Raw genomic sequence first — 7,552 nt, forward strand, 5'->3', positions numbered from 1 at the left:
CTGTTGAGTTCTCAAGGAACGGACGCTTCCTTCAGGCGGCTTTCACACCGGCCCTCCGGGCGCTTCGTTCTTTCGTGTCTCCAGCTTATCAGATGCTTTCCGTGCCGTTTCCGGCGCTTCCCTCATCCAACTCGCTGGTGTCTTCTGCGGCTTGACGCCCCGTCCGACGTTTCAAACTCTAGCCGAACCCCGCTCCAAAAAGCGAATCCGACCGCAATCCACAAAAATGAACACACCAAATAAACCCCGTGCGGGGTGCATTGATATTTCCAGAAGATTGGCCGCCCCGGGACCGTCCGCGCCGATGCGTGTCCGGTGCTCCCTGTCGAGCGGCTAGAGCACACTACGCCCAGCAGGGGCCACAGGCAAAATGGGGCGTTGAGCGAGCGAACGGCCTTGCGCCCGAGGCGGGCGCAAGGCCGCGCCGGCTACAGGTCCCAGCGCAGGACGAACGGCCTGCCGTAGTTCGCGTTGCCGCGCAGGATGAGCTCACCCACGACGATCCGGCTGTTGGTGATGAAGGACGGCCTGGAGTGGGGGTAGGCCTGCGACCACTGCGGGAGCGCGAAGACGGACCCGTCCGGGTTCCAGCGCTGCGCGTAGTACTGGGCGCGGGCCGGTGGCGGGTCGCTGGTGTACCCGACGACGACGCCCTGGTCGTTGACGGCGGTGGCGACGCTCGCCAACGCCGTCGGTGCGAGTGGCAGCGGCGTGCCGTCGATCGCCCAGCGCGCGGCCTGTCCGCCGGCGCTGCCGACCACCGTGCCCCCGTTGTTCACGGCCGTCGCCAGGCTGCCCGGGCCCAGGTCGGCGACGGCACCCGCGGCGTTCCAGACGAGCGCGTGCTCCGCTGCCGACGGACCACCCGGCCGGCCGGTCCCGATCACGATGCCGGTGTCGGTGACGCGGGTGGCGCTGCTGCTCACGTAGCCCGCCGGGACGGCGAGCGCGGTGACTGTCCCGTCGGGCGCCCAGGTCACCGCCCGCGGGGCGCCACCGGCCCCGGCGGCGTACGAGTGGCCGACCGCCCGACCGGAGGCGTTGACGGCGACGGCCGCGCTGCCGGCGTCGCCCGGCAGCGGCGGAAGGGCGACCGCCGCACCGCTCGGCGGCCAGGCCACGGCGTGTCCGGCGGCCGAGTCCCAGGAGGTCCCCACCGCGGTGCCGGTGTCGCTGATCGCGGCCGGGGCCGCGGTCGAGTCACCGGGCAGCGGCGGGAGTTCGACCGGCGTGGCGGACGTGGTCCAGCGCACCGCGTGCTGCGCTCCGGACGTCTGGGAACGTGAGGTCCCGATCACCGTGAGGGCGTTGTTGATCCCGGCTGCACTGGCGCCGGTGTCACCCGGTAGCAGGTCGAGGCTGTGCGTCGACCGGCCGACCGTCCAGATCAGCAGGTACGTCCGGACCGGACCGCCCTGGGCGACGTCCCCGACGGTCACCAGGGAAACGCTGTCCCCGTTTCCGTTGGCCGCCTTGAGCTCACTGGAGTAGGTGCCCGGCTCGACGGGCGGCGAGGAGATCGTGACGCCTCCCGGATAGGGGCCCGCGACCGCGGGCCCTGCCGATCCGACGGCCAGGGCCGCGACCGTGGCCATGGCGGCGGCCACGGCGGCGGTGCGAGAGGTGCGCTTGCTCATGGACTGTGCAGCTCCTTCTCTCGTGGAGATCACGGAGGCACCGACGAGCCGACGGGACGCCGGCTCCCGCCCCCGTGCCGGACACCAGTCTCGGCCGGGCGGGCCGGCTCGCACAGCCCGATGGGCCGACTCCTGCCCACGATCGGTCCGTTGACGTATTTTCCGCCGGGATCACCGCCGGACGTTGACCACCGGGCCGCCCGGCGCTTGGCTTGCCGGAAGCCCGCCACCGGGAGGGAGCCCGGCCGGGCGATCGGAGGGGAAGACCTGATGACCCGTACCAACCCGAGCACCCGGACGCGCAACCGCCTGCTCGCGGGCGGCGCCGGCGTGCTGGCCGCGGCCGCCGTGCTCGCCACCACCACCGTCCCGGCCCAGGCCGCCCGCGCACCGCGCGGCACCGTCCAGGTCAGCACCGGGCTGAACGGCGCCGCGCCCGACGACCAGTCCGCGAGCCAGGGCATCAGCGCCGACGGCCGCTACGCCCTGTTCACCTCCTGGGCCAGGAACCTGGTGGAGCAGCCCGGGAAGAGCTGGCGCGACGCCTACGTGAAGGACCTGCGCACCGGCCGCACCGAGCGCGTCAACCTCTCCGACTCGGGCGAGTCGCTCGACGGCTTCACCGACTACGTCGCGATCAACGCCGACGGCCGCTACGTCGCGTTCGACAGCGACGCCGAGAACGTGGTGCCCGGCGCGCGGGTGCAGGGCCGCGACGAGGTGTACGTCCGCGACCGCCGGACGGGGCGCACCGAGCTGGTCAGCGGCAGCCCCACCGGCACCGACACCGACCGGTTCCACGCCTCCTACGCGCCCTCGATCAGCGCCGACGGCCGTTACGTGGCCTTCGTGTCCTCCCGGACCGACCTCGACCCGACCGTCGTGGAGCCCGAACCGTCGCTCAGCAGGCCGTACACCTGGAAGTACAACATCTACCTCACCGACCGCCGGACCCACACCACCCGGCTGATCTCACGCGACGTGAACGGGCGGCCGGGCGAGAGCCTGTCGACCCGTCCGACGATCAGCGCGGACGGCCGTACGATCGGCTTCTCGTCGCTCTCCCAGCTGCTGCCGGAGGAGCAGACCCCCGCCCTGGCCGCCGCGTCCGCCGCCGCGGCCTCCGCCGACGTGGATCCGGCCCCGGGCGCCGCCGAGGCCGCGCGCCGCAGTCTGCCGACGGGCCCGGCGCAGGCGTCCCTGGCGCGCCCGACGTCCGCCGTGTACTACACCTACGACGTGCCGACCGGGAGGCTCACCCCCGTGAGCGTCGGGCTCGACGGCACGCTCGGCCAGTCGAGCTTCGCCGCGACGATCAGCCCCGACGGGCGGCGCGCGGTCTACACCCTGTCCGAGCCGGGCGGCTCGACCGACGGCCACCGCCACCACACCGTGCTGTACGTCCGCGACCTGCGGACGGGCACCGTGACGAAGGTCAGCGGCGGCCTGCCCGGCACCGCCTCGGTCGGTTCCTCGGACCACGGCTCGGTCACCGCGGACAACCGCTGGATCTACTTCGAGTCGGCCGCCGACAACCTGGTGGCCGGCCCGCAGCACGCGGGCTGGGACGTCTACCGCCAGGACCTGCGCACCGGCCGCACCGAGCGGGTCTCCACCGCACCCGACGGTTCGCTCGGCGACGGCGACTCGCGGGAACCCTTCGTGGACGCCGCGGGCCGCACCGTCGTGTTCGGCTCGACCAGCGGCAACCTGGTCGCCGGCACGAGCGTCCCGGTGACCGGGAACACCCAGGTCTTCGCCAAGCCCACCGGGCCGCGCGGGGACGACGACGACCAGGGCGGCAACGAGCGCTGATCCGCCCGCGGCCGGCCACCCGGCGGCACCGGCCCGGCCGCAACGGAAGGAACGGAACCGATAGGAAGGGCCGGCGCGCCGGGGCCGCGACTCCCCGGGCCACCGGCCCTTCCTGGTCCGGCAGCCGGTCAGGCCGCCCGCGGCCGCTCGGCCGGGGCGTCCCAGTCCGGCAGCTGCGCACCCGGCAGCGCGAAGCTGGAGAAGTCGGTGGTGCGCCTGAAGGCCTCCAGCCGGTAGAGGTCGCGGGCGTACGCCCACAGGTGCGGGTACTCGGCCAGGCCCGGGTTGATCGCGCGGTCGTGGTTGGACCTGGCGTCGTAGCGGACCAGCGTCACCCAGAGCCGCACGTCGGCCTCGGTGAGCCGCTCGCCGAGCAGGTAGCGGTGGTCCGCCAGCCGGGTGTCCAGCTTGTCGAAGGCGTCCAGCAGCACCGCGCGGGCTTCGAGCGCGGCGTCGTCGCTGCCCGAGGCCGCGCCGACCCCGTGGTTGACGGCCGGGTGCAGCTCGGCGTCGAGCGCGTCGATCTCGGCCCGCAGGTCGTCCGGGTAGGTGTCGGCGCCGTTGCTCCACTCGCCGAACTGGGTGGCCAGGTCGATGCCGATCCGGGTGAAGTCGTTGCTGACCACCCGGCCGGTCCGCCGGTCCCAGAGGGTCGGCACCGAGACGTGCCCGTCGAACCCGGGCTCGGTGCGGTCGTACGCCTCCCGCAGCAGGGTGAAGCCGTTGACCGGGTCCGGCCCGTGGGTCTCGCGGAACGCCCAGCCGCGGCCGTCGCGCTCGCCGTCCACGTACGACACCGAGACGACGTCCTCAAGGCCGTTGAGGGCGAGCTGGATGGTGACGCGCTGCGCCCAGGGGCAGAACCAGCCGGCGTAGACGTGGTAGCGGCCGGGCTCGGCCTTGAAACCGCTGCTGCCGTCGGCGGTGATCCGTCCGGTGAAGCGGTAGAGCGGGCGCTCGTCGCCGGGGGCCCGGTTGATCCGGTACTCGCCGTGGACGGCGGTGTCGGCGGGGCCGGCGTAGACCGCCCCGCCCTTCCCGGACTCGGTCTGCTGGAGGGTTTCGCTCACGTCGGGCTCCTCGGAGGTGATGGCACAGCGGTGCGCTGCGGTGCGGTGCAGGGGGTTCTGCTGCCGGATCGGCGGGAGCACGCGTGCCCGGCACCGCGGTCGTCCGTCCCGTGGGCGGACGCGGTGGGGCCCGGCCGGGCGGTGGGCCGCGGCGGGCCGGGTGCGGGCGTGTGCGGACGCCGGGTGTCAGGGGCGACAGAGGCCGGTGGGCGAGCCGACGCCGTCGATCCAGCGGCGCGCCACCAGACGGGCCCCGCGTCCGACGCCGGCGGCCCGCGGGGCCGGAGGGCGGAACGCCGCCGTGCGCGACCGCGACGGGGACCAGGAGGTCACCCGTCCGTCCCGCAGTCGGCGTCCGTGCATCGCCCGTCCGTTCGTCCGTCGAGGATCCGGCAGCTGTGACGATCCACACTACCGCTGGATCGGCCCGGCACCAGGGCCTGTTGGGCATCCCGGTGCGCGAACGCGCAACGCTTCGGGAGGGGTGGGCCGCCGTTCTCCGGACGGCATGCGGCTGCCCCGGGAGGAGTGCTCCCGGGGCAGCCGGAGTACAGGAGGGGATCAGGATCCCGTCGGGCGAGGTCAGCCGCCGTGGATGCCGGTCTCGGTGAACGCGCCGGCGACCCCGTCCGGGCCGATCACGAGCGCGCCCTCCAGGTAGGAGGCGCCGTCGGGGCCGAACTTGACGTCGATGAAGTGCAGGGCGCTGCCGTCGGGGCCGACGACGAAGGCGCCGTGGTCGTAGTTGGCGGTGGGAACGTGGGAGGCGTCGGCAGCGGCGATGGTCGCCCCGCCGATGACCAGCGGGAGGGCGAGGGCGGAGGCGGCCAGGACACGGTGCGCAATACGCATGGGAAGGGCCTTTCGGAAACGCGCGACGATCGACCGCCGGAAGTGGCGGCCTGTCACCATCCACACACATCCGCATACGCACCGCATTCGCAGGGCCACCGTCCGGGGTAGCCGGCCGCTCGTCAGGGCGTGTCAGGCGGCCGGCCCCGGGCCGTGGCCGGCGCGCCAGGTGGCCTTCTTGGAGCGGTTCCCGCAGGTGCCCATGGCGCACCAGCGGCGGCTGCCCGGGCGGGAGGTGTCCAGGAACCAGGCGGCGCAGTCCGGGTCGGCGCAGGGGCGGACCCGCCCGAGCGCGGGTGAGGCCGCCAGGTCGAGGGCGTCGCGGGCGACCTCGGAGAGGACGGCGCCGACCGGGTCGGCGGCCCCGTACGCGACCGTCCCGGCCCCGTCCAGCGCCGGCACGGGGGTCCGCGCGGCCGCGGCCCGGTTGAGCACCTCGCGGACGGCGGGCGGGCAGGCGGCCGGGCCTCCGGCGTCGCGCGCCGCCGCCAGCAGGGCGTGGACGGCCTCCCGCACGTCCCGGGCCCGGCGCAGCACCGCGTCGGACGGGGCGGGGACGGCGGCACCGTCCGGATAGGGGCCGAACTGGGCGACCCAGGCGCGCAGTGCCTCCGGGGTGTCCAGTTCATCGGCGGCGTGCGCCGTGCCGCGGCGGCGCAGGGTGCGCAGGAGGTCCAGACAGAGCCGTCCCGCCCCGCCGCGGAAACGGGGGGTGTCCGGCGTGGAGGCGGGGATCATGCGCGCAGCCTACTCCGGGAACCGGTTCAACTGGTACCTTCCTTGTGGAACCGGTTTAAGTGGTTCCCCGGGGGACGGCCGGGTGCCGCCCCTGCCAGTTCCCCATCGATCGATCGAGGAGCGCGCCATGCAGTTCGGGATCTACAGCGTCGGCGATGTCACCCGTGACCCCACGAACGGCCGGACACCGACCGAGCACGAGCGGATCAAGGCGATGGTCGCCATCGCCCTCAAGGCCGAGGAGGTGGGCCTCGACGTGTTCGCCACCGGGGAGCACCACAATCCGCCCCATGTGCCGTCCTCCCCCACCACCCTGCTCGGCCACATCGCGGCCCGCACCGAGCGGCTGATCCTCTCCACCGCGGTCACCCTGATCACCACCCAGGACCCGGTGAAGATCGCCGAGGACTTCGCGATGCTCCAGCACCTCGCCGACGGCCGGGTCGACCTCTCCCTCGGCCGGGGCAACACCGCGCCGGTCTACCCGTGGTTCGGCCAGGACATCCGCCAGGGCATCCCGCTGGCGCTGGAGAACTACGAACTGCTGCACCGGCTCTGGCGCGAGGAGGAGCTGGACTGGGAGGGCCGGTTCCGCACGCCGCTGCGCGGCTTCACCGCGACGCCCCGGCCGCTGGACGGCGTGCCCCCGTTCGTCTGGCACGCGTCGATCCGCAGCCCGGAGATCGCGGTGCAGGCCGGCTACTACGGCGACGGCTTCTTCGCCAGCAACATCCTCTGGCCCAAGCAGCACTTCCAGCAGCTGATCGGGCTCTACCGCGAGCAGTTCGCCAAGTACGGGCACGGCACCCCGGAGCAGGCCGTCGTCGGGCTCGGCGGCCAGGTCTACATGCACCGCAGGTCGCAGGAGGCCGTCCGGGAGTTCCGGCCGTACTTCGACAACGCTCCGGTCTACGGGCACGGTCCGTCGCTGGAGGACTTCATGGACGAGACCCCGCTGACCGTCGGCACGCCCGGGCAGGTGATCGAGAAGACGCTGCGGTTCCGGGAGTACTTCGGCGACTACCAGCGGCAGATGTTCATCATGGACCACGCCGGGCTGCCGCTGAAGACGGTGCTGGAGCAGCTCGACATGCTGGGCGAGGAGGTACTGCCGGTGCTGCGTGCGGAGTTCGCGTCCCGCCGGGCCCCCGGTGTCGCCGAGCCTCCGGTCCACCCGGCGGCGGCCGGCGCGGCGGCCCGGGGCCAGGACGCACACCACCAGCAGGGCGGCCGGGACGGCGGGCCAGCCCAGCCCCGAGTGCAACTCGTAGAAGGTGAGCGCGCACAGGTAGGCGGTGGCCCCGTGCGCGAAGTTGAACAGTCCGGACGCCGAGTACGACAGCACCAGCCCGGTGGCGAGCAGTGCGTACAGGGCGCCGGAGACCAGACCGCTCAGTACGAAGACGAGCAGATCCCCCATGCCGCTGCCCTACTTGAAGG

The 7,552-nt window shown here is 73.5% G+C and carries 5 protein-coding genes and 1 pseudogene; 2 read left to right on the forward strand and 4 right to left on the reverse strand.

Annotation, left to right across the window (positions count from 1 at the left end):
* Nucleotides 1–428: 428 nt before the first annotated feature.
* Nucleotides 429–1,637, reverse strand: a complete 1,209-nt coding sequence (locus ACFCX4_RS32800; protein WP_376150513.1) for a hypothetical protein — start codon at nt 1,635–1,637, stop codon at nt 429–431.
* Nucleotides 1,638–1,907: 270 nt separating this feature from the next.
* On the opposite strand from ACFCX4_RS32800, the gene ACFCX4_RS32805 reads away from it, so the two are divergent.
* Nucleotides 1,908–3,452, forward strand: a complete 1,545-nt coding sequence (locus ACFCX4_RS32805) for a TolB family protein (RefSeq protein WP_376150515.1) — start codon at nt 1,908–1,910, stop codon at nt 3,450–3,452.
* 128 nt (nt 3,453–3,580) lie between these two features.
* Here the strand turns inward: ACFCX4_RS32805 and ACFCX4_RS32810 are convergent, their stop codons facing one another.
* The 3 genes from ACFCX4_RS32810 to ACFCX4_RS32820 form a co-directional block, all read right to left on the reverse strand.
* Nucleotides 3,581–4,522, reverse strand: coding sequence for a glutathione S-transferase C-terminal domain-containing protein (locus ACFCX4_RS32810; RefSeq protein WP_376150517.1), 942 nt, complete (start codon nt 4,520–4,522; stop codon nt 3,581–3,583).
* Between the two features lie 582 nt (nt 4,523–5,104).
* A complete protein-coding gene (locus ACFCX4_RS32815; RefSeq protein WP_376150519.1) occupies nt 5,105–5,374 on the reverse strand; it encodes a hypothetical protein in 270 nt (89 codons plus the stop codon).
* A 132-nt stretch (nt 5,375–5,506) separates the two neighbouring features.
* The gene (locus ACFCX4_RS32820; protein WP_376150521.1) at nt 5,507–6,112 is read right to left on the reverse strand and encodes a CGNR zinc finger domain-containing protein; all 606 of its coding nucleotides are present in this window, start codon (nt 6,110–6,112) and stop codon (nt 5,507–5,509) included.
* A 127-nt stretch (nt 6,113–6,239) separates the two neighbouring features.
* Here ACFCX4_RS32820 and ACFCX4_RS32825 point away from each other — a divergent pair.
* Nucleotides 6,240–7,319 (forward strand): annotated as a pseudogene (locus ACFCX4_RS32825) (LLM class flavin-dependent oxidoreductase); the annotation flags it as partial.
* Nucleotides 7,320–7,552 lie beyond the last annotated feature (233 nt).

The sequence above is a fragment of the Kitasatospora sp. NPDC056327 genome (assembly GCF_042261735.1).
Taxonomy (GTDB): domain Bacteria; phylum Actinomycetota; class Actinomycetes; order Streptomycetales; family Streptomycetaceae; genus Kitasatospora.